Source organism: Lactimicrobium sp., assembly GCF_036453465.1.
Lineage (GTDB): Bacteria > Bacillota_I > Bacilli_A > Erysipelotrichales > Erysipelotrichaceae > Bulleidia.
In genome coordinates, this window is record NZ_JAZHUW010000004.1 from 1 (window position 1) to 25,465 (window position 25,465).

The 25,465-nt window shown below is 48.5% G+C and carries 26 protein-coding genes and 3 tRNA genes; 22 read left to right on the forward strand and 7 right to left on the reverse strand.

Annotated features, from left to right (window positions below; all coding sequences use genetic code 11):
- The first annotated feature begins 218 nt into the window (after positions 1 to 218).
- Complete coding sequence (locus tag SOI44_RS01690; protein WP_331347520.1) at positions 219 to 959, forward strand: nuclease-related domain-containing protein; 741 nt, start codon at positions 219 to 221, stop codon at positions 957 to 959.
- Between the two features lie 34 nt (positions 960 to 993).
- On the opposite strand, the gene SOI44_RS01695 is transcribed toward SOI44_RS01690, so the two are convergent.
- Positions 994 to 1,542, reverse strand: coding sequence for a hypothetical protein (locus SOI44_RS01695; protein WP_331347521.1), 549 nt, complete (start codon positions 1,540 to 1,542; stop codon positions 994 to 996).
- Between the two features lie 31 nt (positions 1,543 to 1,573).
- Between SOI44_RS01695 and pheA the strand changes: the two genes are divergently transcribed.
- The 13 genes from pheA to SOI44_RS01760 all read left to right on the forward strand — a co-directional run bounded on the left by pheA (position 1,574) and on the right by SOI44_RS01760 (position 12,557).
- Complete coding sequence (gene pheA, locus SOI44_RS01700; RefSeq protein WP_331347522.1) at positions 1,574 to 2,398, forward strand: prephenate dehydratase; 825 nt, start codon at positions 1,574 to 1,576, stop codon at positions 2,396 to 2,398.
- Between the two features lie 217 nt (positions 2,399 to 2,615).
- A complete protein-coding gene (gene aroB, locus SOI44_RS01705) occupies positions 2,616 to 3,623 on the forward strand; it encodes a 3-dehydroquinate synthase (RefSeq protein ID WP_331347523.1) in 1,008 nt (335 codons plus the stop codon).
- Positions 3,616 to 4,713, forward strand: coding sequence for a chorismate synthase (aroC, locus tag SOI44_RS01710; RefSeq protein WP_331347524.1), 1,098 nt, complete (start codon positions 3,616 to 3,618; stop codon positions 4,711 to 4,713). The genes aroB and aroC overlap by 8 nt, the downstream gene beginning before the upstream one ends.
- A complete protein-coding gene (locus SOI44_RS01715; protein WP_331347525.1) occupies positions 4,710 to 5,945 on the forward strand; it encodes a shikimate kinase in 1,236 nt (411 codons plus the stop codon). Before aroC ends, SOI44_RS01715 begins: the two co-directional genes overlap by 4 nt.
- A complete protein-coding gene (aroF, locus tag SOI44_RS01720) occupies positions 5,942 to 6,961 on the forward strand; it encodes a 3-deoxy-7-phosphoheptulonate synthase (RefSeq protein ID WP_331347526.1) in 1,020 nt (339 codons plus the stop codon). Before SOI44_RS01715 ends, aroF begins: the two co-directional genes overlap by 4 nt.
- On the forward strand, positions 6,958 to 8,226 hold the full coding sequence (gene aroA, locus SOI44_RS01725) for a 3-phosphoshikimate 1-carboxyvinyltransferase (RefSeq protein WP_331347527.1): 1,269 nt from the start codon (positions 6,958 to 6,960) through the stop codon (positions 8,224 to 8,226). The genes aroF and aroA overlap by 4 nt, the downstream gene beginning before the upstream one ends.
- A complete protein-coding gene (locus SOI44_RS01730) occupies positions 8,216 to 9,088 on the forward strand; it encodes a prephenate dehydrogenase (RefSeq protein WP_331347528.1) in 873 nt (290 codons plus the stop codon). Before aroA ends, SOI44_RS01730 begins: the two co-directional genes overlap by 11 nt.
- Complete coding sequence (gene aroQ / locus SOI44_RS01735) at positions 9,085 to 9,528, forward strand: type II 3-dehydroquinate dehydratase (protein WP_331347529.1); 444 nt, start codon at positions 9,085 to 9,087, stop codon at positions 9,526 to 9,528. Before SOI44_RS01730 ends, aroQ begins: the two co-directional genes overlap by 4 nt.
- A gap of 61 nt (positions 9,529 to 9,589) precedes the next feature.
- Positions 9,590 to 10,348, forward strand: a complete 759-nt coding sequence (locus SOI44_RS01740; protein ID WP_331347530.1) for a hypothetical protein — start codon at positions 9,590 to 9,592, stop codon at positions 10,346 to 10,348.
- Between the two features lie 85 nt (positions 10,349 to 10,433).
- A complete protein-coding gene (locus SOI44_RS01745) occupies positions 10,434 to 10,790 on the forward strand; it encodes a NusG domain II-containing protein (RefSeq protein ID WP_331347531.1) in 357 nt (118 codons plus the stop codon).
- Positions 10,787 to 11,305 (forward strand): Gx transporter family protein, encoded by a 519-nt coding sequence (locus SOI44_RS01750; RefSeq protein WP_331347532.1) that lies wholly within the window; start codon positions 10,787 to 10,789, stop codon positions 11,303 to 11,305. The genes SOI44_RS01745 and SOI44_RS01750 overlap by 4 nt, the downstream gene beginning before the upstream one ends.
- A 79-nt stretch (positions 11,306 to 11,384) precedes the next feature.
- Positions 11,385 to 12,269 (forward strand): DegV family protein, encoded by an 885-nt coding sequence (locus SOI44_RS01755; protein ID WP_331347533.1) that lies wholly within the window; start codon positions 11,385 to 11,387, stop codon positions 12,267 to 12,269.
- Positions 12,270 to 12,398: 129 nt separating this feature from the next.
- Complete coding sequence (locus SOI44_RS01760; protein ID WP_331347534.1) at positions 12,399 to 12,557, forward strand: hypothetical protein; 159 nt, start codon at positions 12,399 to 12,401, stop codon at positions 12,555 to 12,557.
- 94 nt (positions 12,558 to 12,651) lie between these two features.
- Here SOI44_RS01760 and SOI44_RS01765 read toward each other — a convergent pair.
- Positions 12,652 to 12,725 (reverse strand) — tRNA-Gly (locus SOI44_RS01765).
- Positions 12,726 to 12,808: 83 nt separating this feature from the next.
- On the opposite strand from SOI44_RS01765, the gene SOI44_RS01770 reads away from it, so the two are divergent.
- Entirely contained in the window at positions 12,809 to 13,870 is a 1,062-nt protein-coding gene (locus tag SOI44_RS01770; protein WP_331347535.1) for an A/G-specific adenine glycosylase, read from the forward strand.
- Here SOI44_RS01770 and SOI44_RS01775 read toward each other — a convergent pair whose 3' ends face one another.
- The 4 genes from SOI44_RS01775 to SOI44_RS01790 form a co-directional block, all read right to left on the reverse strand.
- Positions 13,871 to 16,384 carry a DUF262 domain-containing protein gene (locus SOI44_RS01775; protein WP_331347536.1) on the reverse strand — a complete coding sequence of 838 codons (2,514 nt, stop codon included), beginning with the start codon at positions 16,382 to 16,384 and terminating at the stop codon, positions 13,871 to 13,873. It lies immediately after the preceding gene.
- A 162-nt stretch (positions 16,385 to 16,546) separates the two neighbouring features.
- A tRNA-Trp gene (locus SOI44_RS01780) sits at positions 16,547 to 16,617 on the reverse strand.
- Between the two features lie 8 nt (positions 16,618 to 16,625).
- Positions 16,626 to 16,702: transfer RNA gene (locus SOI44_RS01785), tRNA-Glu, on the reverse strand.
- 74 nt (positions 16,703 to 16,776) lie between these two features.
- Entirely contained in the window at positions 16,777 to 17,982 is a 1,206-nt protein-coding gene (locus tag SOI44_RS01790) for a ComEC/Rec2 family competence protein (protein ID WP_331347537.1), read from the reverse strand.
- A gap of 127 nt (positions 17,983 to 18,109) precedes the next feature.
- Between SOI44_RS01790 and SOI44_RS01795 the strand changes: the two genes are divergently transcribed.
- The 3 genes from SOI44_RS01795 to SOI44_RS01805 are packed head-to-tail and all read left to right on the forward strand — an operon-like array spanning position 18,110 to position 21,172.
- Complete coding sequence (locus SOI44_RS01795; RefSeq protein ID WP_331347538.1) at positions 18,110 to 18,865, forward strand: polyphosphate polymerase domain-containing protein; 756 nt, start codon at positions 18,110 to 18,112, stop codon at positions 18,863 to 18,865.
- A complete protein-coding gene (locus SOI44_RS01800) occupies positions 18,847 to 19,521 on the forward strand; it encodes a DUF4956 domain-containing protein (protein ID WP_331347539.1) in 675 nt (224 codons plus the stop codon). The genes SOI44_RS01795 and SOI44_RS01800 overlap by 19 nt, the downstream gene beginning before the upstream one ends.
- Position 19,522: 1 nt before the next feature.
- Positions 19,523 to 21,172, forward strand: coding sequence for a carbohydrate-binding domain-containing protein (locus SOI44_RS01805; RefSeq protein WP_331347540.1), 1,650 nt, complete (start codon positions 19,523 to 19,525; stop codon positions 21,170 to 21,172).
- Here SOI44_RS01805 and SOI44_RS01810 read toward each other — a convergent pair.
- Positions 21,152 to 21,754: a YitT family protein gene (locus SOI44_RS01810; protein WP_331347541.1), complete on the reverse strand. Its 603-nt coding sequence runs from the start codon at positions 21,752 to 21,754 to the stop codon at positions 21,152 to 21,154. The genes SOI44_RS01805 and SOI44_RS01810 overlap by 21 nt on opposite strands.
- 78 nt (positions 21,755 to 21,832) lie before the next feature.
- Between SOI44_RS01810 and SOI44_RS01815 the strand changes: the two genes are divergently transcribed.
- The 4 genes from SOI44_RS01815 (at position 21,833) to SOI44_RS01830 (ending at position 25,393) form a co-directional block, all read left to right on the forward strand.
- Positions 21,833 to 22,465, forward strand: a complete 633-nt coding sequence (locus tag SOI44_RS01815; RefSeq protein WP_331347542.1) for a Crp/Fnr family transcriptional regulator — start codon at positions 21,833 to 21,835, stop codon at positions 22,463 to 22,465.
- Positions 22,466 to 22,526: 61 nt separating this feature from the next.
- Positions 22,527 to 24,107, forward strand: a complete 1,581-nt coding sequence (locus SOI44_RS01820) for a glucose-6-phosphate isomerase (protein WP_331347543.1) — start codon at positions 22,527 to 22,529, stop codon at positions 24,105 to 24,107.
- Between the two features lie 11 nt (positions 24,108 to 24,118).
- Positions 24,119 to 24,784, forward strand: coding sequence for a sodium-dependent transporter (locus SOI44_RS01825; protein WP_331347544.1), 666 nt, complete (start codon positions 24,119 to 24,121; stop codon positions 24,782 to 24,784).
- Positions 24,785 to 24,982: 198 nt separating this feature from the next.
- Complete coding sequence (locus tag SOI44_RS01830; protein WP_331347545.1) at positions 24,983 to 25,393, forward strand: hypothetical protein; 411 nt, start codon at positions 24,983 to 24,985, stop codon at positions 25,391 to 25,393.
- Positions 25,394 to 25,465 lie beyond the last annotated feature (72 nt).

Below are 25,465 nucleotides of genomic sequence, written 5' to 3' on the forward strand. Positions count from 1 at the left end.
AACTAACAAATGAACAACGCCAAAAGAAAAAAGGCGCTGCAGCACCAAGATTCATTGACTAAACTATGTCAAATCATCTTATTCGTTACAGCCCCTTTTTTTATTTGCTACGGATATTGTCTATAAATTGTATCTGATGAAATCAATGATCTATCGCTTCAGGGCAGTGCAATGGTATGCTGGTTCTATCAGAATAATGGGGAAGGATGTTGATTCATATGTATCGATGGATAGTGATTCTGATTGTGCTTCTTTTGCTGGAAGAAATACTGCGGCGGCTGAAACCAGTGATCAAGGGAACTTCCGGAGAGGCAATGGTCTCTCTTGTTCTTTCCGGTCTTCCAAAAGAAGAATATACTGTCCTTCATAATGTCATGCTCAGAACGGATCGGGGAACCTCACAGGTTGATCATGTTGTTGTATCTGTCTACGGAATATTTGCAATTGAAGTCAAGAATTATACCGGCTGGATTACCGGTACAGAAACCAGCAGCCAGTGGACGCAGACAATCTATCGAAAGAAAAGTCACTTCATGAATCCAATTCATCAGAATTACGGACATGTAAAAGCCATTGAGGCTCTGCTGCAGGATCCTTCGATTCCAATCTTTTCGATTGTAACCTTCCCTGGTGATGCCAGTCTGAAAGTGAAACTGGATCAGGCAAATGTAGTCAAATGGGGTGCGCTGAAAGATACCATCAGGAAGCTTTCCGTTGAAAAGGTGATGGACTCTGCCAGAATGAGCCAGATCGTATCACTGCTGCAGGACAGGAATGTTGACAATGCAGATACCAGAAAAGAGCACATCAAAGAAATTAATCAGAAGAAAGCTTCTATTGCGGAAGGCGTATGTCCGAGATGCGGAGGAAGGCTGATTGTCAGACATGGCAGGTATGGTGATTTCCTTGGCTGCTCCAATTATCCAGCATGCAGTTACACAAAGAAAATTGAGCAGTAACAAAACTGATAAAAAACAGGAATTCCTGACCTGATTACAGCTTCTGTTGAATGCATGCAAAACAGATTGCAAAGAAGCCGCATACCCCAAAGCAGAGACACAGCTCTGCCAGGCCGGTAATGGCATCATATGTGACAATGAGCAATATTGCTGCAAACAGACAGGCAAGATACCACATCCATGCTTTTTCACTTAGAACCCGCAGTGTAAAAAGGAAATACTGCAATAGTACAAATGCAGCCATGGCAAGAAGAATGTGCAGTTGTGACAGCAGTATCGCAGAGAGGGAATATGGCATACAGATGGCAGAGACCATCAATACTGCCAGTATGATAGTCATGATCTTTCCATGTTTTATCAAGGTGTATTTCTGCAGCTGATGGATGGCATGCAGGCATAGCAGACCGTCCAGACAGGTGATGACAAGTATCACCGGCCGCCAGGAAGGCAGCTGTAACAATCCTGTCCAGTTATATCTGATGGGATTGCTGATCAAAAGAGGCAGTGCCGTCATGATTGGTGCAATCATGCCATAGAGAATCACATTTGCTTTTTTTGAGGCTGGCAGAAGCGGTTTTGTCATACTATCATTATATCCATTCAAAGGAGACACTATGAAGACAGTTGGCATGCAGGGCGCACACGGAACTTTCAGTGAGATGGCCGTGTATCAGTATTTTGGCAAAGATGGCATCATTGCAAAGGGATACAGGAACTTTGTGGAAATCATGCAGGATCTGGAAAGCCATGCCTTAGATGATGCTGTACTGCCTGTGGAGAATACAACGACCGGCATTATTGCCCGCACCTATGATCTGTTCAAGTATTATCATGTTCATGCCGTAGGTGAAGTACTTGTGCCGATTGTGCAGGATCTGATCACTCTGCCCGGGGCATCTTTGTCAGATATCAAAGAAGTGTATTCCCATCCGGAGGCATTATCCCAATGCCAGGGCTTCTTTGAGGCACATCCGGACATCCGTGCTGTTCCATATCAGGATACCGCAAAGTCCGTAGAATATATCAAAGCCTGCAATGATCTATCAAAGGCTGCCATCGGCTCTTCGGCTGCCTCTGCCTATTACCATTTACCAGCTCTCTGCCATGCCATCCAGGATTCCAAGACCAATACGACCCGTTTTCTTGTTGTAACATGGAAAGATTATGTCCCTGCAGATGCCAACAAGACAAGCCTGATGCTGATCATTAACCATGAACCAGGCTCCCTGTACCGTGCTCTTGCTTCACTGGCAGACAAACAGATCAATATGGTGAAGCTGGAAAGCCGGCCGATTCCCGGCAGGATGTTTGAATACCTGTTCTATGTCGATATCATGGGAACACCGGCAGATCCAGCCGTTAAGGAAGCACTGCAGGAAATGAAGAAGTACTGTGTGGAGCTTCGCAGCTTCGGCTCCTACCGTGCCGCTTCTTTGTAACATTGTTTCAGAAATATCTGTTTGCCTTTTCAGAAAGCCCGGCTTATAATTGGCCCATGAGCAAAACATACAGAACTTGCTTTTATTACTTTAGATAGCCCGGGCGATTGAAAGATATTGCCCGTTTCGTGATGAATCCGGCATTATCTGATGGAAAGCAAGATCTTACAAGCCATACGGATGATGCCGTATGGCTTTTTCGTTTCTAGGAGGAACAATGCAGATCGAGGTAAAGACAAAACAGAAACAGTATACAGTCATGCTGGAACGCGGCCTGCTGAACAAGGCAGACAGCCTGATTGGCCGCCATGGCCATGTCTATCTTGTTTCAGAAGACGGTGTGCCGGAGATTTTCCGCAAAACACTGCAGCAGCAGTATCCCGAAGCTGCCATGTACGTATTCCCACATGGTGAACAGTCCAAGAACCTGTCAACCTGGCAGAAGATTCTTGAAGATATGCTGGCCCATGATCTTGGCAGAAAAGATACGGTAATTGCATTAGGCGGCGGGGTAACCGGCGATATGGCAGGCTTTGCGGCTGCAGCCTATATGCGCGGCATTACCTATATCAACATTCCAACAACTTCACTTTCCATGATTGATTCCTCCATCGGCGGCAAAACCGCAGTTGACTTCGCCGGTGTCAAAAACAGTGTCGGTGCTTTTTGGCAGCCGGATCTGGTTCTGGTAGATCCTGACCTGCTGCAGACACTGCCTGTGCGCCATCTGCACAACGGCCTGGTAGAAGCCGTCAAAGAAGGACTGACATTTGATCCGGAGCTGTTTGCCATCTTTGAAAAAGATGATTATCTGGATCATATCGATGAAATCATCGCCCGCTGTCTGCAGATCAAGAAAAATGTTGTCGAACAGGATGAAAGGGAAGGCGGTATCCGCAAACTGCTGAACTTCGGTCACACCTATGGCCATGCCCTGGAATCCTATTTCGGACTGGACCGCTACTACCATGGTGAGTGTGTAGGTATGGGCATGCTGATGATCATGAACAATCCCGATCTGAAAGACAGACTGAAAAAAGTACTGGAACGGATGGACTGCCCGGTATCCTGCCAGTATGATCCTGATGCAGTCTATGAACTGCTATGCCATGATAAAAAAGCAGATCATGACCATGTCACCATCGTGCAGGTTGATGAGATTGGCAAAGGCCACCTGGTAGACTGGCCGCTGACAAAACTGAAAGAGAGGCTGCATCATGAGTAATACCTTTGGCAGACATCTGAAAATCACACTGTTTGGGGAAAGCCATGGACCGGCAATCGGTGCCGTCCTGGACGGTCTTCCAGGCGGTGTGAAGATTGATGAAGATTACATTGCATCACGCATGCAGCTGCGCCGGGCAGTCGGCACCATTTCCACAGCCAGACAGGAAGCCGATCAGGTTCATATCCTGTCCGGTGTCAAAGATGGATACAGTGAGGGAACGCCCATTGCCCTGGTTATTGATAACAGCAATGTGCATTCCAAAGATTATTCATCGCTGCAGAACCTGGCCCGTCCCGGCCATGCTGACTATGCCGGCCACATCAAATATGACGGCTTTGAAGATCCCCGTGGGGGCGGCCATTTCTCCGGCCGTCTGACCGCACCGATCACAGCCTGCGGTGCCATCGTGCAGCACATGCTTGCCGAAAAAGGCATCCAATGCGGTTCCCATATTCAGCAGCTGCACGGCATTGATGATCTTCCCTTTGATGAAAATCATCTTGCTGAGCAGATTGCAATCGTAAACAAAAAGCAGTTTGCCGTGCTGGATGAAACAGCAGGAAAGGCCATGCAGGCTGAGATTGAAGCAGCCAGAAATCAGCTTGATTCTGTTGGCGGCATCCTGGAAACAGCCGTGATCAATCTGCCGGCAGGACTTGGCGAACCTGAATTTGATTCCATCGAAAGCCAGCTTGCCCATGGCATCTTCTCCATTCCGGCTGTCAAAGGCATCAGCTTTGGAGAAGGCTTTGGCTTTGCCGGTATGAAAGGTTCACAGGCAAATGATGCCTTCTGCATGAAGGATGGAAAGGCTGCTACGATCACTAACCACAACGGCGGTATCAACGGTGGTATCACCAATGGCATGCCGGTTGTGTTTCATACCGTGATCAAGCCGACACCTTCGATTGCCCAGGAACAGAAGACCATTAACTTTGTAACCGGAGAAGAAACGAAGATTTCGATTCATGGCCGCCACGATCCAGCCATTATCCACCGGGCAAGGGTGGTCGTTGACAGCGTGACATGTCTGGTGATGGCAGACTTTCTGATGGAACGGTTTGGCAGGGAGTATTTTCACGGATGAAACTTGGATTAATTGGAAAAACACTTGGACATTCATGGTCATGGCAGATCCATGACATGCTGATCCATGAACATTATGAAAACTGGGAACTATCCGAAGAGGAGCTGGTTCCATTTCTGCAGAAAAAAGACTTTACCGGCATCAATGTCACAATTCCCTACAAAGAAAAAGTCATGCCGTATCTGGATGAGATCAGTTCAACGGCAGAAGAAATCGGTGCTGTCAACTGCATCATCAACCGTGATGGACATTTATACGGTTGCAACACAGACTGTGACGGTTTTATGCAGCTTGTCACAAGAGCAGGCATGCAGATGAAAGGAAAACAGGCAGCTGTGCTTGGCAGCGGCGGTGCTGCCAAAGCTGTCATGGCCGGGGTGTCACAGCTTGGCGGCAGACCTGTCATGGTATCCCGTCATCCCCATGATGGCATGATCAGTTACAGCCAGCTTTACGAACAGCAGGCCCAGTATTCCTTTTTGATCAATGCAACTCCGGTTGGTATGTATCCCCATATGGATGAAACACCTGTGGATCTGGATGCCTTTGAGCATCTGGAAGGGGTTGTGGATGTGGTTGCCAATCCCCTGCGTACAAAGCTGTGCTTTCAGGCTTCCTGCAAAGGCATCCCCTGGGCAGGCGGGCTTGGCATGCTGGTATATCAGGCAGCCGCAGCCGATGCCCTGTTTACCGGACAAACAGTACCGCAGGAAACCGTGGATGCCTGCCTTGGCACACTGCTGAGACAGCGGCGCAATATCGTGCTGATCGGCATGCCGACCTCTGGCAAAAGCAGCGTGGCTGTCATGCTTGGCACCCTGAGCAAGAAGCCGGTGTATGACACGGATACCATTCTGGAACAGCGCTTTGGCACAAGCATCCGGACATGCTTTGAGACCCATGGTGAACCGTATTTCCGTATGAAGGAAACTGAACTTGCCAAAGAGCTTGCCGCAAAGGAAGGTGTGATCATCTCCTGTGGGGGCGGCATTATCAAACAGGATGAAAACATGCAGGTACTGTCTCAGCATGGCATTGTTGTGTGGCTGCAGCGGAACAATCTGTTTCCAAGCAGTGACCGTCCGCTGAGTGCAGACGAAGATTCTTTGAAAAAGCTGTATGCGCAGCGCAAAGGCTTATATGAAATGTACAGTGATATCCGGGTGGCAAACAATGGCACTCTGGAAGATACAGCAAAGCAGATTCTGAAGAAGATTGGAGAAAGAGTATGATTATTACATTAAAGAAAGATGCACCTGAACAGGAAGTGGCGAAGATCCGTGCCAATTTCGAAAGCAAGGGACTGCGGGTCAATATGATCCTTGGCGAAGACTTCAATGTCTTCGGCCTGGTTGGCGATACTGCCCATCTGGATGAGCGTGACATTCTGGCCAACGAGTGGGTTGAGAATGTACAGAGAGTTTCCGCCCCCTATAAGCTTGCCAACCGCATGTTCCATCCGCAGGATACCATTGTCAACGTGGCCGGTATTCCCATCGGCGGCAATGAGCCGGTTGTGATCATGGGCGGCCCCTGCTCCGTGGAAGGGGAAGAGCAGGTTGTCCGTATTGCAAAAGAAGTCAAGGAAGCAGGCGGAAGTATTCTGCGCGGCGGTGCCTACAAGCCCCGTACATCACCATACTCTTTCCAGGGACTTGGCTATGAAGGCATCCTTGATATGGTCAAGGCCAGAGAAGAAACCGGTCTGCCGATTGTATCTGAGCTGATGAGTGCAGAACATATTCCTGAATTCGAAGAAAATGTTGATCTTGTGCAGATCGGTGCCAGAAACATGCAGAACTTCGATCTGCTTAAAGCAGTCGGCAGAATGAAGAAGCCGGTGCTGCTGAAAAGAGGCATGTCCGCAACCATTGAGGACTGGATCATGAGTGCTGAATACATCATGGCAAGCGGCAATCCCAATGTCATCCTCTGTGAAAGAGGTATCCGCACATTTGAGAAATATACCCGCAATACGATGGATCTTGCAGTCATTCCGATCATCAAGGAAAAGACCCATCTGCCGATTGTCATCGATCCTTCCCATTCCACCGGAGACTGGAAGTATGTCGAAGCAGTATCACTGGCAGCAGTGGCAGCCGGTGCCGATGGATTGATCATTGAAGTACATGATCATCCAGAATGTGCCTGGAGCGACGGTGCCCAGTCTCTCAAGCCGGAAAAGTTTGCCCACCTTGTACAGCGCTGCCGCAGAGTTGCAGAAGCGGTTGACCGCAAAGTCAGATGAAAGCATCAGTATCAAAAGGATCCCTGCATGACTTTTCCATTTCTCTGCCAGCCAGCAAATCACTGTCCCACCGTGCACTGATTTCGGCCGGACTGAGCGATAGAACCTGCAGTCTGCATCATGTGGCTGATAACAATGATATTGCCGCTACCATGCAGGCATTGCAGATGTGGGGCACATCCTTTGCGAAAGAGGGAGAGGACTGGATTGTACATGGGTGCACCCATGGACGCATTCCTTCTGATCCCATTGACTGCGGTGAATCCGGCAGTACACTCCGCTTTCTGATTCCGCTGTTTGCCACCTGCAAGGGGATGGCAGAATTTACCGGACACGGCCGTCTGCTGCAGCGGCCACAGTCTGTCTATGCAGACATCTTTGCAAAACAAAGACTGCACTTTGCAAAGAAAGATGACATTCTATATGTTGAAGGACCGCTGTCTGCCGGTACCTATCAGGTAGCAGGAGATGTTTCCAGCCAGTTTATCAGCGGCCTGCTGTTTGCTCTGCCGCTGTTATCACAAGACAGCAGGATCATTGTTACAGAACCATTTGAATCTGAAAGCTATGTCGGTCTGACCCTGGATATGCTGCACAAAGCAGGCATCCGGATCAACAGGCAGGGAAATACCTTTTTCATTCCGGGAAACCAGTGTTATGCCATGCCGGAATATACGGTGCCAGGCGATGACAGCCAGGCAGCCTTCTTTGCGGCTCTTGCTCTGATCTCTGGCAAAGATGGAGATATTCTCAACATGGACCATGATTCTCACCAGGGAGACCATGTGATCCTGGATCATATGCGTGCTTTTGGTGCAGAAGTAACTCAGATTCCAAATGGCTATCATATCCATGCCGTCAATCCCCATGGCGCTGTGATTGATCTGGGGGACTGTCCGGATCTTGGCCCGATGGAGTTTGCCATGGCCGCCTGTGTGCACGGAGACAGTACCTTTCTGCATGCGGGCAGGCTGCGCATCAAGGAAAGTGATCGGATTGCCTGCATGAAGCAGGAGATGGCAAAGCTTGGCTGTATGCTGGAAGATGATGGTGATACAGTATACGTACATGGCGGGGCTGTACTTGATGGAAATGTGGAGGTCTGCGGTCATAATGACCACCGCATTGTGATGGCTTTAAGCATTCTTGGTGCCTGCAGCCAGCATCCCATCATCATTGAGGATGCTCAGGCAGTAAACAAGAGCTATCCGGATTTCTATCAGGACCTCGCCCGTACAGGAGCACAAATTTCTTATGATTTCTGAGACAACTGTATTTGGCATCATCGGTTTAGGTGTCCTTGGCGGCAGCTATGCCAAGGCACTTTCCGCAAAACATTACAAAGTCATTGCTGTCGATATTGATACAAACGCCCTGCAGGAAGCACAGAAGAATGGCTGGATCAACAAAGGAAGCACCGATCCATCTGTGCTTTCCGACTGTGATATTGTCGTATCCTGTCTCTATCCTCATACCTTCATCAACTGGATTAAAGAACATCAGGATGTATTGAAACCAGGATCTCTGCTCAGTGATGTGACCGGTGTCAAGCGTGAGGTCATGCAGGAAGTCAACCAGCAGCTGCGCAGCGATGTTGAATACATTGCCTGCCATCCGATGGCTGGCAGAGAGAGCCGCGGTCTTGCCTATGCGGATGAAAAGCGTTTCCTGGGTGCTAACTTTATCATCGTGCCCACTAAGCAGAATACGCCTGAGGCAGTTGCCACGGCACATCAGCTGGCTGAAATTCTTGGTTTTTCACGCATTGGCGAACTTTCACCGGAAGAACATGACCGCATGATCGGCTTTCTGTCACAGCTGACTCATGTCATTGCCGTGTCTTTGATGAATGTCGCAGACAATACCCATCTGGCAGCCTATACGGGAGATTCTTTCCGTGATCTGACCAGGATTGCCAATATCAATGAAGAGCTGTGGCCGGAATTGTTTGTACTGAACAAGGACAATCTGAGCCGTGAGATTGATGCCTTTGTCGCAGAGATGAAGTCTTTTGAAAAACTGATACAGGATGAGGACTATGATCGCATGAAACAGAAGCTCATCCTTGCAACGAAGCGGCGCAGAGCCTTTAACAAGGATCAGGAAAAGGGAGAAGAAAAGAAATGAAACTGATGGTGCTGAATGGGCCGAATCTGAATATGGTCGGCATCCGTGAAAAAGGAATTTATGGAACTGTGTCATATCAGTGTATGATCGAGATGATCAAGCAGGAAGCTGAAAAGAGAAAGATTGAAGTGGACTGCCGGCAGTCCAATCATGAAGGAGATCTGGTTGACTGGATTCAGGAAGCCTATTTCAATGGCTATGACGGTGTCGTGATGAATCCGGGTGCCTATACGCACACCAGCATTGCGATTGCAGATGCGGTCAAAGCCATTGCGCCGATTCCAGTTGTGGAGGTTCATATCAGTGATATCAACAGCCGGGAAGAATTCCGCCATCACAGCTATGCCGCTCCTTATTGCCTCACCCAGATCAAAGGACATGGCCTGGCAGGTTATGTAGAGGCAATGGATGCGATTGTCGCTGCCAAAGCAGGGAAGTGAGATTCTCTGTTTTTTTTAGGCCGCAAAAAGGTACAATAAACACGAGAGGCAAGTGAGAAGTATGAAATATAAAGTCTGCAGAGGGTGCGGCACCCGTGTTCCAATGTCCAAGGATAAATGTCCGGTGTGCGGCACTACGGATTTTACGATTGTTGATGAGCCGGAAGAAAAAAACCAGACACTGGACTGGGCACCGGATGGCAATGAAAATACAACCAAACTGTTTCCGTTGACGGGAAATCATCGCACTGTGCAGCGTGAAAGGGAAGATGATACAGAACAGGAGCCTGTCAGGAAACAGCCGCGTAAGAAGACACAGAAAAAGAAAACAGAAAGCCAGAAGAAGAAAACGGAAAGCAGGAAAGAGTCAAAGAAGAGTGAACATGCTGGTGTGAATCTGGAACACCTGCTGAAGCGTTTCCCGCCGATGACACGGCTGCTGATCATGATTCTGAGTGCACTTGTTGTGATTGTGCTGGTTGTCAGTATTGTGGCGGTTGCGTCCAGAAAACAGACAAAAACGGCTGCTGCTTCTACGCCAACGGCCAGTGCCACGGCATCTGCCAGTGCGCAGGCTGCCAGCGAAACGGCCAGAGCTGATGGCCAGCCGATTGGCAAAGCTGTTATTACGGCAGATACGATCAAGATCAGAACCGAGCCGAATACGGATGCCGGTGTGCTTGGCATTGTGCAGAAGGATGATCAGTATGATGTGTATGAGACCAAAACCGATGGCAGCTATACGTGGTACTGTATCGGCAGTGAGAAGTGGATTGCGGATGACGGCGGTGAATGGGTCACATATACAGCTGGAGATTAAGCTGGAAATTTGGAAAGACTGATGGAAGATGCTAGAATATGGAACATGTCGGGCTTTCTGCCTGATGTGGGATATTTAGCAGGATATGAAGAAAAAAGAAATTAAGATACTGATTGTCATTGCACTTGTGGCAGTGGCAGCACTGGCTGTGATCAAAGTGATACAGAAGAAAAATGCCGGATCTGGTGTAACGGTGGCAATTTATTACCGTGATCAGATTGTAAAAGAGTTTGATCCGGCCAAGGATGCTGTCTATACCGTGAAGGGTGACTATGGCACTCTGGATGTGGAAGTAAAGGATGACAAATGGCATGTGACCAATGAAGAGTGCCCGAATCATATCTGCCATCAGATGGGCTGGGTTGGACCGGGTGAATATCTTCCCATCACCTGTCTGCCAAACAATATTGTTGTTGTACAGGAGGGCTCTTCCAGCAAATGACAAATAACAAGACAAAGCACTTTGTCTGGCTGGCTCTGCTGTCTGCCATGGCGATCACCCTGTCCCTGGTAGAATCCATCTTTATCGGACCGCTGCTGTTTGGCATACTGCGGATTGGCCTTGCCAATATCATTGCCCTGATCACCATCAAGCTTCTCGGCGTCAAGGACATGATCATCGTCAATACCATGCGGGTTGTCATTTCCACTTTGATGCAGGGAACCATCTTTGGCTCTGTATTCTGGATCTCACTGGGCGGTGTTGTTTTATCCAGCATTGTCCTGATTATCCTGGATCATTTCCATGCATCGCTGCTATTTACATCAATCCTGTGTGCCATTGCCCATTCCTGCGGACAGGTGATCATTGTGGCGCTGTTCTATATGCAGCCGGGAATTGCCGTGCTGCTGCCATATCTGCTGCTGGCATCGATCCCGATGGGAATTATCACAGGCATCATTGCTAAGATGGTTCTGGCAAGAATTCATCCCCTGCGCAAAGGTGCTCAGGCATAAACAGAGGCTTTTAAGAGCCCTGTTTTTTCTTTGTGTGCCATGGTAAAATACCTACGTCTTGCAAAAAGGGGAGTTAACCATGCGTGATTATGTGATTGCAACAGCATCAACCTGTGATCTGGACCGCACCTGGCTTGATGAACATCAGGTACCATTTATTCCATATACATTTATTATCGATGATCATTCTTACAATGATGACTGCACGGAAAAAACCAAAGAATTTATTCTGGATCAGATGAAACAGGATAAAGCAGTTTCCACTGCTGCCATTTCTGTATATGCCTATGAACAGTTCTTTGAGAAGATTCTGCAGCAGGGAAAAGATATTATTTTCCTTGATATGACAAAGGCACTTTCCTCCTCATTCTCCAATGCGGTCATGGCATCCCGTGATCTGCAGGAGAAATATCCGGACAGAAAGCTTGCGGTCATTGATACCAATGCGGTGACACTGATCCTTGGCCTGCTTGTCAAGGAAGCTGCTGCCATGCATGAAAGTGGAAAAGACTTTGATGAGGTTGTCAGCTGGATTGAGGCAAACAAGAATAACTTTGTCGGCCGTTTCATGGTCAATGATCTCAAATGGCTGCGCCGCGGCGGCAGGCTCTCCAATGCGTCTGCCATTGTCGGCTCTCTGCTTTCGATCAAGCCGCTGATCATCGTTGATGATGAAGGAAAGCTGGTTGCCTATAACAAGATCAGAGGCAGACAGAAGTGCCTGCATACACTGATCGAGGATGTCGGCAAATCCATGACAGATGAGACACCCTTACATGAAACCGCCGTTCTTTTCTCGGGTGAAAAAGAAGATGGTGAGGCATTCAAGCAGGAATTCATGGCAGCGTATCCTGATCTGAAAAATGTGAACCTGTATCGGCTTGGCCCGGTGATCATGGGACACATCGGCCCTGGTTTTCTGGCGGTTGTCATCTATGGCAAAGGCAGAGAGCCAAAACAATAAGCGGAAAGATTACAGCTTTTTCAAAGTGTATACAAAGCAGACAGTTACATCCAGATAGCCGATTGCAAACACTGCACAGTCCCGCTATGATAATGCCAGAAGGCAGATGTCCTGAAGGAGGAAGTGCAAATGAAGATTATTATCGATGCCGTCAGTGAACTGGCAAAGATCAGCTGGAACAAACTGAAGCCTACCGAAAAGGCACTGCTGGCCGCAACCTCTGCCACACTGATTCTGGCTGTGGTCAGCTATGGGATGTCATCCCATCAGCAGAAAAGGAATGGCTGAAAAGTGAATCAAATACAAACCGCAGATGCGGTTTTTTGTTTGGAAAAACAAGAAAAAAACTAGATCATGAAGTGCATCATGATCCAGCTTGTGATGGAGCAGACGACGGGAATCGGACCCGCGTATTCAGCTTGGGAAGCTGACATTCTACCATTGAATTACGTCTGCGTATGCATTAATTATAGCTGAAATATCAAAGCTTGGAAACCTCAAGTTAAAAGCAGGTCTGCTACAATAGAACCATGCGTGAAATGAATCTGAATGATGCTGTTCTGTTGGCAGCCTGGTATCAAGATCACAAACGGGATCTGCCATGGCGTGATACTGGCAGTCCCTATCATGTATGGGTGAGTGAAATCATGCTGCAGCAGACAAGAATTGAAGCTGTGAAACCAAAATATGAGCGCTTCATGCAGGAGCTGCCGGATATTGCTTCCCTTGCAGAATGCCCTGAAGATAAGCTGATGAAGCTCTGGGAAGGACTTGGCTACTATGCCAGGGCCAGAAATCTGAAGAAGTGTGCCATTGTACTGATGAAGGAATACCAGGGCAGACTGCCGGCAGACTATGATGCCCTGCTGCATCTGCCTGGGATCGGTCCATACACAGCCGGTGCTATTGCCTCCATCAGTTTTGGTATTGCGGTTCCTGCGGTTGATGGCAACGTACTGCGCGTATTATCCCGCTATGGTGAAAATACAGCCGATGTCAGGCTGCCATCTGTCCATCAGGAAGCAGAACAGATTGTCAAAAATATCTTTTCTCAGAAACATGATCCGTCTTTTGTCAAAGCGTTTAATCAGGGACTGATGGAGCTGGGCGAGACACTGTGTATTCCCAATGGCACACCTGCCTGCAGCCAGTGTCCGCTTTCTGCAGAATGTCTTGCCTGCTGTCATGGCAGCTGGGACAGGATACCGGTGCGCTCAGCACTCGGGCAGAGAAAGATCGTAGAACGCACTTTGTATATCATTCGTGACGGAAAGTCATTTCTTCTGCATAAACGTCCCGGCAGGGGACTGCTTGCCGGCCTGTATGAATTTCCTGGCATTAATGGCTTTCAGGATGAAAAAGCCGTGCTCAGACAGGTGGAAAAGCTTGGCCTTGTGCCGCTGCATATCCGCACTCTGCCTGAGGCAAAACATATTTTCACACATCTGGAATGGCATATGCATGCCTATGAAGTCATGTGTGCTGAGACAGATCTTACCCTGAGGGATGACTGGACTCTGGCCACAAAAAAGGAACTGGCAGATCTTGCCGTTCCTTCAGCTTTCAAAACATATCTTGACTGGTACAGTCTGCACGATTGATCAGTTTCCCTGACCGGCAAACCTTGTAATGGTTACCGTCTGCTTTTCACTCATGGAATGAGCAGACTGCGGTGCAAAGCCGCGGCTGTTCCGGCGGCGGGAAGAAGAATGATTTCTCGCTTTTCTGCCAGCCTGGCTGTTCCTTCTGTTAGATGGCTTTGCAGCACCTGCTGCTTTCATGCCGGCAGGTCTGTGCTTTGCACCAGCAGCGTGTACTGCTTTGCCAGCAGGTTTATTTGCTGCATGTGCATGTACCGTGCTGCTTTTTCCTTTCACTGCTGCATGCGTATTAACAGGTTTTGCCTTGTGGGAACCTGTTTTCTTTTCTGTATGCTGTACGCTGCTGTGTGTGCCAGCATGGCTGCTGTGGCGCACAGGCTTTCTGGCAGGCTTATGTTCCTGCTTTTCAGAATGCTGTTTCTTCTGTATTTCTTCCGTATTTGTTACCTCCTTTTTCCGTTTTACTGCTTCCATAAGCTGTCTGGATGTACCGCCGATGCGGCGGCCGTCTTCATACGTCCAGGATGCTGTATTCTCACCGCCTCTGTGCATCAGAAACTGAGCGGCTTCATTCAGACTGGCAAATTTTGCATTCTGCACAAAATGAGCCATGCCGCTGGCATCTTCACTGACAACACCTCTGGCCATAAAATCATCATAGATTCTGTGCATGCGGCGCATATCCCGCTGCCCATATGCCTTGAAGAGGGACCCTGGCAGAATTTCAATATTCATACTGTTGTGAAAGATTGCTCTGGCATTGGCGCTGGGAGAAGAAAGCACCAGAATGTCATCCTGTGTGCGTTCTTCCTGCCGTACATTTTCCTCTTCATACGGATAGATTGCAATAATGCGATTGGCCATCTCATCACACCGTTTCACAATTGTATCCTTGTTCCATGTTCTGCACTGCAGAATTTCCGTATTCATGCGGATATGCATCGTTTTGGCAAGAACCTTCTTTTTATAGGCAAAGTCTTCATTGCCCATCAGGGTATTGTCATCCTGTGCACAGAGGGTCAGATTGCCGATCAGATTGGCATAAAATGCATATTCATCATCATTGGCAGTGCCGGCATGCTTTTCCCACCAGGCATTGGGATGCTGCGGCATGATATGCTCAATGTTCAGATTGGAAGTATCTACTTTTGCACTGGCACCATCCTGTTCAATGCGCTCCAATACCGGCCGCAGGATCATCAGTGAATAGGCATTGACTTCCTTCAGCTGCATCCGCAGCTGTTCATCCGTTGGCATGGCATTGGCATTGGAACGGTTGTACGTTACCAGATCATTGACAGTGATGGCATGAAAGTCACCATGGCTTCTTTCAAAACTGCGCATGACGCTGCGCAGCAGAATCGGAAAATATCTTCCCAGCTGAGAATTGTCCATTCCGCACAGTGCTCTTCTGGTTAAATAGGAATCGATCAGACGTACCGTGCTGGCAAAAGCCGTTTCAGAAATCTGCTTTTGAAGATACAGACGGGCAGCCTCCATCAGAAAGGGGGCAGGCAGCCGGGAAGCTGAAATCCGAAAGTCAGCACAGGCAGCCTCGGCAGATTTTCCTTCCATTTTACCATGATAGATCCGTGCATAATAACCCGCATATTGATTGATCTGCTGCAGCAGGGCTTCACTGGACGCATGCTGGCTCCCCCAGTACTGCTTGAAGCCTTCATAGATATCTTTCCTGGCCAGCAGGCTGTATGTTCTGGCCGCCAGATAATACCGGAAGAATTCTTCCAGACGTCTGGAATCGGTAAACTGTTCTTCCAGAGGCTGCCAGTACATCCGGTACAGCCGCTCCTGCAGATCATCAGGATGATTCATCAGAATATAATTGCGGATCAGATCCGCCGAAGTCAGCGGGGCACCCGCTGCATTGATGGATTCAAAGATCTGCTGGGCATTGTCACTGCCGGAAAGGGGAAACTCCAGGATATCAATCCGGTACAGTGTGCCAAGAATCTGCTGCAGGGAATATGTCTCTGCCAGCTTATGGATCCGGCGGCAGATATAATCGTAGTTGCGGAAAACAAATGTTTCCTTGTCATGAACACTCAGGTTTTTATCATTGCCATAGATAAGCTGTGCATAGACATCATCACTCGATACGGCCGGCTTCAGGCGCAGACGGATACTCTCCGGTGCATGCATATTGAATAAATAATAGTCATCAATGATGCCGGCTGTTTCTGTGTCATTTCTGTTAAGAGCTTCCTTTTTCAAGGCAAGCAGAAAGATGAAAACAGTAGTAAGACGCTGCTGTCCATCCACAATCTGCAATTGCCGGAATACACCGGAAGCACTTGTTTCAAGATAAATGACAATGCCAAGAAAATGGGATGCTGTGTTCTGCACCAGAAGATCCTGGATGTCATTCATAAAGCGTGCTGTTTCCTTTTCGGGATTCCACGCATAGTTGCGCTGATACACAGGAATCACAAACTGTGAACCCATGTTCGCTTTGATAAAGTCAGAGAGATTCCCTCTGACAGGCTGTTTCTGCATTGTTTTATTACCTCACAGGCAGATTCTCAAAAGACAGTTGAGTGCGAAGTGAGAATCCACCGTTTCTATGATCTTGCATGATGACAGGATGCCGTGGTACATCTGCCATCTGTATCTTACAAACTAAAATGAGAAGGCACCAGTTCAATGCCTTCTCATTAGCAGGGGTAGAGAGAATCGAACTCCCATCAACGGTTTTGGAGACCGATGTACTACCATTGTACGATACCCCTATAAAAAATGGTGACGAGTACGGGATTCGGACCCGTGAATGCCGCCGTGAAAGGGCGGTGTGTTAAGCCGCTTCACCAACTCGCCACACAAATGGTGCTCATTGATAGTAACATAAGCCTACGTCTGATGCAAGACTAATTTTTCAATGCCATCAGGATTCAGGGATTGCAGATGGCACAGGGCGAATAACCCATCTGAATCAGTTCATCCCGGCTCTGGCTGCTTTCCTGCTTGTTTTTCTCCTTCATCTTTTTGACAGCAGAACATCCCGGCCGATGAAACTTCTTGGTGGAGGTATTCAGGATATAGTAGGATTCTCCATCTGTGGACGAGTTTGCCTGGGCAGCCTGAGTGTTCTGGGCCGGTTCTGCTTCTGTCTGTCCCGGTGTCCAGTTGGAATCGGGATCACATGAAAACCAGTAGTTTGTACCATTGCTGAAAACTGTCACTTCTCCCTGATCATCACTGCGGAAGATCTGCGCATTATGATTTTTAAATACCTGTAATGCTTCCTTTGAGGGATGGCCGTAGCTGTTTCCTTTACCGCAGCTGATCCAGACATATGAAGGAGAAACGGCACTGACAAAGGCATCAGAACTGGATGAGGCAGAGCCATGGTGGCCAGCCACGTACAGATCGGATTTTAGCGTATAGCCGGAGGAGACAAAGTCTGCTTCCTCTTCACTTTCGGCATCGCCTGTGATGATCATGGAGAAATTGCCATAGGCAATCCGGACGGCAATGGGTTTGTTGTTGTCGGAAGGCAGAGACATATCAATCGGACCAAGAACCTGAAAGCTGGCATTGCCAAGCGCATAGGCCTGTCCTGCTTCCGGATGCACTGTATTAACATCCTGTGATGCCTGCACAAAAGAATTGTAGATTTTGGAATCGGATGTTGTGTCCGGACACAGAAGGGTATTTACAGCAGTTGTATGCAGTACACCAACCAGACCTGCGATGTGATCTTCATCGTAGTGGGACGCAATCATATAATCCAGCGAGGTGATATTGTGCTGTTTGAGCCAGGCAACGACATATGATGATCGGCTGCGCGGTCCGCCATCAAACAGCAGTGTATGTCCATCCGCTTCCACAAAGATGGAAAGACCCTGATGCACATCCAGCATCACTGCTTCAAAGCCGGCATTGTCTCCATCCTGCACGGCAATGGCAGCAGAAGGAGATGGTGAGACGGACGGGGAAACAGAAGGGGCAGCAGATGGCAAAAAAGATGAAGATGAAGAAGAAACAGAGGAAGAAACGGCAGAAGATGTAACAGCAGAGGCAGCCGGCCCGCAGCCAGACAGCAAAAGTGCAAGTGCACAAAAGACACAAAAATATTTCAGATAAAAATGACGCATTGCGTATGAGACCCTCTCTTGATACAGCCATGATATCATGGCACAAATGTGACTTCAGACAATCTTCACGTTCTCACCAGATAGTTAACAAAAACTTTACCTATCATTCTGGTGCAAGGAGGAGAAGATGATGAAGGAAACAGAAACATTTCTTCGTACCGAAGAAAAATTTGACCTGAGTGAAGAACAGGCCCAGGCATTTCTGAAAAGGGTGGAGCCATACATCGTTCCCGATGTCTATCCCACCTATACACTGCATTCTCTTTACTATGATACAGACAGCTATGCCATGATTGCCAACTGTCTAGCCCATCCCATGTACAGGGAAAAGCTGCGGCTGCGCAGTTATGGAGATCCTGTTGAAGGAAAACCTGTCTATGTGGAAATCAAGAAGAAGTTCCATGGGCTTGGCCAGAAGCGCAGAACCGCCATCTTGTATCAGAAAGGCATCGAAGACACCGATGTCTTTGCCCATCTGCCCTCATCCCAGATTGGCCAAGAGATTGCCAGCAGTGCAGCCAGATATGATCTTTCTCCGGCTGTATTTGTAGCCTATGACCGCCAGGCATTCACTGATGAAACCGGCATGCTGCGGCTGACCATGGACCGCAATCTGACCTTCCGCACCAGTCAGCTTTCCCTTTATGAGGTGGGGCCTTCCCACCATCTGCTGCATGCACCCCAGGTACTTATGGAAATCAAACTGGCCGGCAGTTATCCTCTCTGGCTGGTGCAGGCATTAACCGCATTGCACCTGTATCCATCCAGCTTTTCCAAATACGGTGAAATCTTTATCCAGCTAAACCAATATAAAACACCGCTGCAAGCTCAGCAGATCAATTACCATACAAAGGAGACAAACCTATGTTCAGCTCAGTATTAACCGGTGCCGTTTCCGGTATGACCTTTGCCCAGATTGCTATCTGTGCCGGCGGGGCACTTGCCTGCGGCCTGCTGATCGGCATTCTCTATCATCACTATGCCAACATCTCCCGTGCCTTTTCTGTAACCGTCATCTTAATGCCGCTGTTAGTCATGGCCGTCATTATTCTGGTCAATGGCAACCTTGGCGTCGGTGTAGCCGTTGCCGGCAGTTTCTCACTTGTCCGCTTCCGTTCTGTTCCCGGCAAGGCAAGCGATATCGGCGTGATCTTCCTGACGGTCGCAGCAGGTCTTGCGTGCGGCATGGGCTATGTGACCTTCGCTTTTGTCATCACAGCCATTGCCTGTGCCGCCGGCCTGCTTGCCATTCACTTTCCATTCCTGCAGCCAGATGCTCAGCAGCGCTATATCACCATCCAGATTCCGGAAGATCTCAATTATGCCGATGCCTTCCATGATATCTTCGATACCTATACCAGATCAGCAGTACTGCAGGATGTCAGAACCGTGCGCATGGGCATGCTGTATGAGCTGCACTACACAGCTGTACTGAAGGATTCTGGAAAGGAACAGGAGATGATCAATGCCATCAGAACCCGCAATGGCAATCTGCTGGTAAGACTCAGCCTGCATTCTGACAGCGTCAACGAACTGTAATATGAATAGAAAAAAGATTGTGATTCTGAGTGCTGCCGGCCTGCTGGCAGGCTGTACTTCTGTAAGCACTGCTTCCAGCACAGCAGCTTCCGGCATTCAGGCAGACATCGTATTATCAGATGATGGCTGCTCAACCACCGCATCTGCCGGTGTTGCCATTGCTGGTTCCGTCATTACGATTTCAATGCCTGGAACATATACGATCTCAGGTTCTCTGCAGGATGGACAGCTGATTGTCAATACTGCATCCAAAGGAGAAGTTGTCCTGGTGCTGGATGGCATCTCACTGACTTCCTCATCAGGACCGGCCATCATTGTGTCTCAGGCAGATGAAACCGTGATCACAGCCAGTGAAGACAGCGAAAATGATATTGTATCCAGCGGTACCGACAGTGATGGTCATGATGCGGCTGTTTACAGCAAGGATGATCTGACTTTCAATGGCAGCGGTACGCTCACCATCAGCGGGGGTGGCGATGCCATTCATGGCAATGACAGTATTTCCATCAGTGAAGTGACATTGAATCTGAATGCCGGTGATGATGGCATCCAGGGACATGAACTGGTGGAAGCGGACAATGCCGTGATCACAGTGGATGCGGGATCTGATGGCATCAAAGCGGGCAATGATGAAGGTGAAGGAACCATCACACTGAACGATGATACCGTGACAATCACAGCCGATGATGATGGCATCCAGGCCGAAAAAGATCTTGATATCAACAGCAGTACACTGACAGTATCTGCCGGCACAAATCTTTCTCTGATGTCTTCTTCTGATGATGAAGATGCCTCCAGCAGCCATGGCCTGAAGGCAGATGGTGACATTGCAGTGTCTGATTCTGCATTGCATCTGAATGCCAGTGATGATGCGGTACATGCCGCTGGCAGTATCACCCTTGACAGTGATCTTGAAATTGCCTGTGGGGATGATGGTGTGCACAGTGACACAGATCTGACGATCAATGGCGGTACGATCAATATCACCTCCAGCTATGAAGGGCTGGAAGCAGAGAATCTTACCATTACAGATGGCACGATCAATATTGTGTCCTCGGATGATGGCATCAATACTTCCTCTGGTACATCTAATGATATGCAGGCAGATGACAGCTGGCTGTCGATCGAAGGTGGGACGGTTGTGATTGATGCCGGCGGTGATGGCATTGATCTCAATGGCAGCGGCGAAATGACGGGCGGCAGTGTCACTGTCTATGGCCCTCAGGATGATGGCAATGGTGCCATTGATTATGCCGGTACCTTTACCGTCAGCAGCGGCACACTGATTGCCGGAGGATCTTCCGGCATGCTGCAGGTGCCTTCTGATTCCTCCAGCCTTGCTACCATTGTGGCAGGCGTTACTTCCAATGGTGAAGATATTGTTGTCAAAGATGCATCCGGCAATGAGATTCTGCGCTATGCTTCCACAAAGACCTATGCTGCCGTCAGTTTTACAAGTGATGCCCTGGAGACAGGCAGTACATACAGTGTCTATCAGGGAGATGACCTGATTGGCTCACTCACGCTGGCATCAGGTGAAAATACTGTTGGTACGATTAACAGCCGCAATATGGGCGGCGGCAGTCCGGGTGGCGGCATGCCTGGAAATATGCCTGATCAAAACCAGTCTTCAGATTCCTCTGGAGTTTAACAGAGCATGTCCTGCATATGCTCTGTTTTCACTGAAGACATGCAGAATGATGGTAGAAACAGCCCATGCAGTGATGCTGACAAGAATACCTGGCAGCAGTTTGTTCAGATTCTCAGCATTGGCACACATGATGACGGCATCCAGACCATACATGATCATGGTCGGGGAGTGGCCGGACATTCTCCAGACGATGGTGCCAAGGACATCAAATCCACCGGAACTTGCACCAGCGGAAAGGATCATGGCAGAGCCGATTCCCAGCAGAATGCCGCCGTAAAGAGCACTCATCCAGTCTGGCAGAACAATCGGTAAACAGGAGAACAGGGTCAGGAATGGTGTGAAGCAGATGACAGAAAGCAGTGTGTGCATGGCAAAGGATCTGCCAAGTACGATTCTGCCAATCAGAAAGAAGGCCACATTCACAGCCAGTACCACACTGTGCAGAGGCAGTGATGTCAGATGGGCAATCACAAGGGCAAGGCCGGTCATGCCGCCGCAGGCAATCCCTGCAGGCAGAATAAACATGCCGAATGCCATTGCTGTCAAAGCTGTTCCAATTACTGTCACTACAATCTTTCTCATCTCTTCATCCTCCTTTTGACAGGAAGCATTCTGACAGAAAATCTGGATTGCAACTGTAGTCTGTGCTACATTTTAGATATGAATCCACTGATTGATGAAAATTACTTTGAAGAACTGCGCAAATGCGGTGATGTCCGGAACTTTGCTGAAAATGAACCGGTCTATCTGCAGCAGGAAAAGGCGGATCATATCTATGTCGTGATGTCAGGAAGAGTGCGCATCTATGCAATTTCAGGCAATGGCAGTGAGGTGAATATGGAAGTGCTGCGCAAGGGAAGAATCTTCGGCGATGCTTCCTTAATTCCCAATGCGGTATATATGGTGTCTGCCCAGGCAGTTGTGCCAAGTGAAATCCTTGTGACAGATGCGGCCAGAATGGTGCCGGTATTGATGCAGAATGGGAAACTGCTGCAGCAGGTGCTGGCCTATCTCAGTGGGACGTGCAATGTTCTGATGAGAAAAATCATGCGTGCAACCTTTCTAGATGCACCCCATGCTCTGGCAGATTTATTGCTGGAACTGTCTGAAAACAGCAGTACCATCCCGTATACACATGAACATCTCGCGGCAGAATCAGGCATGAACCGGGTGACCGTCAGCCGGATTCTTGCTGATTTCAAGAAGCACGGATGGATCGATTACAGCTATGGCATCATCTTTGTAAAGCAGAGAAACCGCCTGCAGAACTATGTCGACACTGTCATAAAATAAGTGGACAAGCCGGGCTAAAATACTATGATTATATAGGTGCTTAATGAGGAGGAGCTGAAACATGATTAACTGGAAAAACCTTGATACACTGGCATCTTTCAAAGCATTGGAAGATCTGCCTCATGTTGATCTGAAGGCAGAAATGAGCGGTGACAAGGGCGCTGAAAGAGTCAGAAACTATTCTGTACCGATGGCCGAGGGCCTGAGCTACAACTTTGCAGCCAAGGCAGTCAATGATGATGTGCTTGCAGCTTTGCAGAAGCTGGCAGATGAGGCACAGCTGGAAGACAAGTTTGCTGAGCTCTACAACGGCGGCATGGTCAATACCGGTGAAAAGAGATATGTACTGCATCATCTGTGCAGAGGCCAGCTTGGCAATGATGTCATTGCAGATGGTCAGAACAAGAGAGAGTTCTATGTAGAGCAGCAGAACCGCATCGCTGCCTTTGCCAAGAAGGTATACAGTGGTGAAATCGCCAATGAAAAGGGTGAAAAGCTCACAACCGTTGTCCAGATTGGTATCGGTGGATCTGATCTTGGCCCAAGAGCCATGTATCTGGCTCTGGAAAACTGGGCAAAGGCTAACGGCAAACTGAAGATGAATGCAAAGTTCATCTCCAATGTTGATCCGGATGATGCTGCAGCTGTTTTGAACAGCACAGATGTTGCCCATGCTTTGTTCATTCTTGTTTCCAAGAGCGGCACAACGCTGGAGACATTGACAAATGAGACATTTGTCAAGAATGCTCTGAAGAAGGAAGGTCTTGATCCTTCCAAGCATATGATTGCTGTTACTTCCGAAGCTTCTCCGCTGGCTCACAACGAAGGCTATCTGGATGCTTTCTATATGGATAATTATATCGGCGGCAGATATTCTTCCTCCAGTGCTGTGGGCGGTGCTGTTCTTTCCCTTGCCTTTGGCCCGGAAACCTTCGCAGAATTCCTGGAAGGCATGGCAGCTGAAGATAAGACAGCAAAGGAAACAGATATCCGTAAGAACCCAGCTATGCTGGATGCCCTGATTGGTGTCTATGAAAGAAATGTTCTGAACTATGAGTGCACGGCTGTTCTGCCGTATTCACAGGCACTGAGCAGATTCCCGGCACATCTGCAGCAGCTTGACATGGAATCCAATGGCAAGTCTGTCAACCGCTTCGGTGAAGCAATGAATTATAAGACCGGCCCGATTCTCTTTGGTGAGCCAGGCACAAACGGCCAGCATTCCTTCTATCAGCTGCTTCATCAGGGAACCAACATTGTTCCGCTGCAGTTTGTCGGCTTCCGCAAGAACCAGTGCGGCATGGATGATGTCATTGAAGGCTCTACATCCCAGGCAAAGCTGTGTGCCAATGTGGCAGCCCAGATTGTTGCCTTCGCAACCGGCAAGGATGATGAAAATCCGAACAAGAGATTTGCCGGTAACAGACCTTCTTCCATCATTATCGGCGATCAGCTGACACCGCGCACACTGGGTGCACTGCTTGCCCACTTTGAAAACAAGGTCATGTTCCAGGGCTTTGCCTGGAATATCAACTCCTTCGATCAGGAAGGCGTACAGCTTGGCAAAGTGCTTGCCAAGAAGGTACTTGCCCATCAGACAGAGGGTGCTCTGGCTGCCTACAGCGATCTGCTCAATATCTGAACTGATCTTACATGGCCCGGTTGATCCGGGCCTTTTATGATGGTGTGGAAGTATCCTCTCTGCAGGTGGAGCTGACTGATACTGTGGTTGCTGTGCTGGCAGGTCTGATGGTCATTCCGGCTGTGTTTGCCTTCCCCGGCGGCAATACCAGGGAAGTTCTGCAGTCAGGATCATCCCTGATGTTTGTCACGCTGCCGCAGGTATTTGCCTCTATGAAAGCCGGCAGACTGATTGGTTTCATGTTCTTCCTGCTTGTATTGTTTGCGGCTTTGACAAGTTCCATTGCCTTGACAGAATCGGTTGTCTCTACCTTTGAAGATGAAGCCGGATGGTCCCGCCGGAAGGGAACTGCCGTCATGGCACTCATCCAGTTCGGTCTTGGTATCTTGTCCTGCCTTGGTTTTGGCCCGCTTGCAAAGATCACCATCCTGCATATGGACTTCCTGGATTTCTTTGATTTCCTGACCAATTCCATCATGATGCCGGTGGCGGCGATCTGCACATGCATTCTGGTTCTGTGCCATGTCGGCCTGAAAGCCATTGAACAGGAAGTAACATACAATGGTTCATCCAGATTCAGGCTGAGAAAGATCTATGCCTTTGTGCTGAAATACCTTTCCATTGTCTTTGTGGTAGTCATTCTGCTTTCTTCTATCCTGAGTGCACTGGATTCATAAATATATGATCATAAAAATGATTTAAATAATAAATAAATAGCATAAATAAGGCATATATAATACGATTTTCAATGAAAAGGAAAGGGTACTTGATGCCTGAAAAGCACAGGTATGCGCTTACATAACGCATTTGAACTTTTTCCTTTTCTTTTTCTTTACACTTTGTGGTAAAACCGTGTGGCGGAGGAACAAAAGAAGATGAAATATACAGAAACATATTGCGGACCGATGTGCTATGTGAAGTTTGATGATGCCATTGCGTCCGGAGCTTCACTGGAAGAGAGGGCTGCGGCAGCTGCTTCCTGGCTGAGCAGTCTGATTGCCAATGAAGATATTGGTGCCAAGAGTGTTCATGTCTATACCGGCAGCAAGCGTGCTGATGTCCGCATGGTCGTTGCTGGATCCAGTGTATCCCTGCAGGATATGAAAGGCATGGATGATCCTGCTCTTTCCATGATGATCATGATTGCTGCCCCGGAAGTATTGAATGGTGAGGAAATCTGCGTCTCTGTCAGTATGGATGATATGCGTCCTGAAATCATTCTGAATCAGGAAGCCTGCGGCAAGCATGCAAAGCAGCGCTTTGTGCAGGAAGTCCTGGAGGACTGAAAAAAGTAAATTTGTGGTTGACCAGATGATGTGCCGGGGTTAGGATATCTCCGGTAAAGAAAAGACACGCTT

What these genes read in the sequence shown, in the direction of transcription:
- SOI44_RS01690 (WP_331347520.1), top strand. Translation starts at nt 219, where the DNA reads ATGTATCGATGGATAGTGATTCTGATTGTGCTTCTTTTGCTGGAAGAA.
- SOI44_RS01695 (WP_331347521.1), bottom strand. Translation starts at nt 1,542, where the DNA reads ATGACAAAACCGCTTCTGCCAGCCTCAAAAAAAGCAAATGTGATTCTC.
- pheA (WP_331347522.1), top strand. Translation starts at nt 1,574, where the DNA reads ATGAAGACAGTTGGCATGCAGGGCGCACACGGAACTTTCAGTGAGATG.
- aroB (WP_331347523.1), top strand. Translation starts at nt 2,616, where the DNA reads ATGCAGATCGAGGTAAAGACAAAACAGAAACAGTATACAGTCATGCTG.
- aroC (WP_331347524.1), top strand. Translation starts at nt 3,616, where the DNA reads ATGAGTAATACCTTTGGCAGACATCTGAAAATCACACTGTTTGGGGAA.
- SOI44_RS01715 (WP_331347525.1), top strand. Translation starts at nt 4,710, where the DNA reads ATGAAACTTGGATTAATTGGAAAAACACTTGGACATTCATGGTCATGG.
- aroF (WP_331347526.1), top strand. Translation starts at nt 5,942, where the DNA reads ATGATTATTACATTAAAGAAAGATGCACCTGAACAGGAAGTGGCGAAG.
- aroA (WP_331347527.1), top strand. Translation starts at nt 6,958, where the DNA reads ATGAAAGCATCAGTATCAAAAGGATCCCTGCATGACTTTTCCATTTCT.
- SOI44_RS01730 (WP_331347528.1), top strand. Translation starts at nt 8,216, where the DNA reads ATGATTTCTGAGACAACTGTATTTGGCATCATCGGTTTAGGTGTCCTT.
- aroQ (WP_331347529.1), top strand. Translation starts at nt 9,085, where the DNA reads ATGAAACTGATGGTGCTGAATGGGCCGAATCTGAATATGGTCGGCATC.
- SOI44_RS01740 (WP_331347530.1), top strand. Translation starts at nt 9,590, where the DNA reads ATGAAATATAAAGTCTGCAGAGGGTGCGGCACCCGTGTTCCAATGTCC.
- SOI44_RS01745 (WP_331347531.1), top strand. Translation starts at nt 10,434, where the DNA reads ATGAAGAAAAAAGAAATTAAGATACTGATTGTCATTGCACTTGTGGCA.
- SOI44_RS01750 (WP_331347532.1), top strand. Translation starts at nt 10,787, where the DNA reads ATGACAAATAACAAGACAAAGCACTTTGTCTGGCTGGCTCTGCTGTCT.
- SOI44_RS01755 (WP_331347533.1), top strand. Translation starts at nt 11,385, where the DNA reads ATGCGTGATTATGTGATTGCAACAGCATCAACCTGTGATCTGGACCGC.
- SOI44_RS01760 (WP_331347534.1), top strand. Translation starts at nt 12,399, where the DNA reads ATGAAGATTATTATCGATGCCGTCAGTGAACTGGCAAAGATCAGCTGG.
- SOI44_RS01770 (WP_331347535.1), top strand. Translation starts at nt 12,809, where the DNA reads ATGAATCTGAATGATGCTGTTCTGTTGGCAGCCTGGTATCAAGATCAC.
- SOI44_RS01775 (WP_331347536.1), bottom strand. Translation starts at nt 16,384, where the DNA reads ATGCAGAAACAGCCTGTCAGAGGGAATCTCTCTGACTTTATCAAAGCG.
- SOI44_RS01790 (WP_331347537.1), bottom strand. Translation starts at nt 17,982, where the DNA reads ATGCGTCATTTTTATCTGAAATATTTTTGTGTCTTTTGTGCACTTGCA.
- SOI44_RS01795 (WP_331347538.1), top strand. Translation starts at nt 18,110, where the DNA reads ATGATGAAGGAAACAGAAACATTTCTTCGTACCGAAGAAAAATTTGAC.
- SOI44_RS01800 (WP_331347539.1), top strand. Translation starts at nt 18,847, where the DNA reads ATGTTCAGCTCAGTATTAACCGGTGCCGTTTCCGGTATGACCTTTGCC.
- SOI44_RS01805 (WP_331347540.1), top strand. Translation starts at nt 19,523, where the DNA reads ATGAATAGAAAAAAGATTGTGATTCTGAGTGCTGCCGGCCTGCTGGCA.
- SOI44_RS01810 (WP_331347541.1), bottom strand. Translation starts at nt 21,754, where the DNA reads ATGAGAAAGATTGTAGTGACAGTAATTGGAACAGCTTTGACAGCAATG.
- SOI44_RS01815 (WP_331347542.1), top strand. Translation starts at nt 21,833, where the DNA reads ATGAATCCACTGATTGATGAAAATTACTTTGAAGAACTGCGCAAATGC.
- SOI44_RS01820 (WP_331347543.1), top strand. Translation starts at nt 22,527, where the DNA reads ATGATTAACTGGAAAAACCTTGATACACTGGCATCTTTCAAAGCATTG.
- SOI44_RS01825 (WP_331347544.1), top strand. Translation starts at nt 24,119, where the DNA reads ATGGCCCGGTTGATCCGGGCCTTTTATGATGGTGTGGAAGTATCCTCT.
- SOI44_RS01830 (WP_331347545.1), top strand. Translation starts at nt 24,983, where the DNA reads ATGAAATATACAGAAACATATTGCGGACCGATGTGCTATGTGAAGTTT.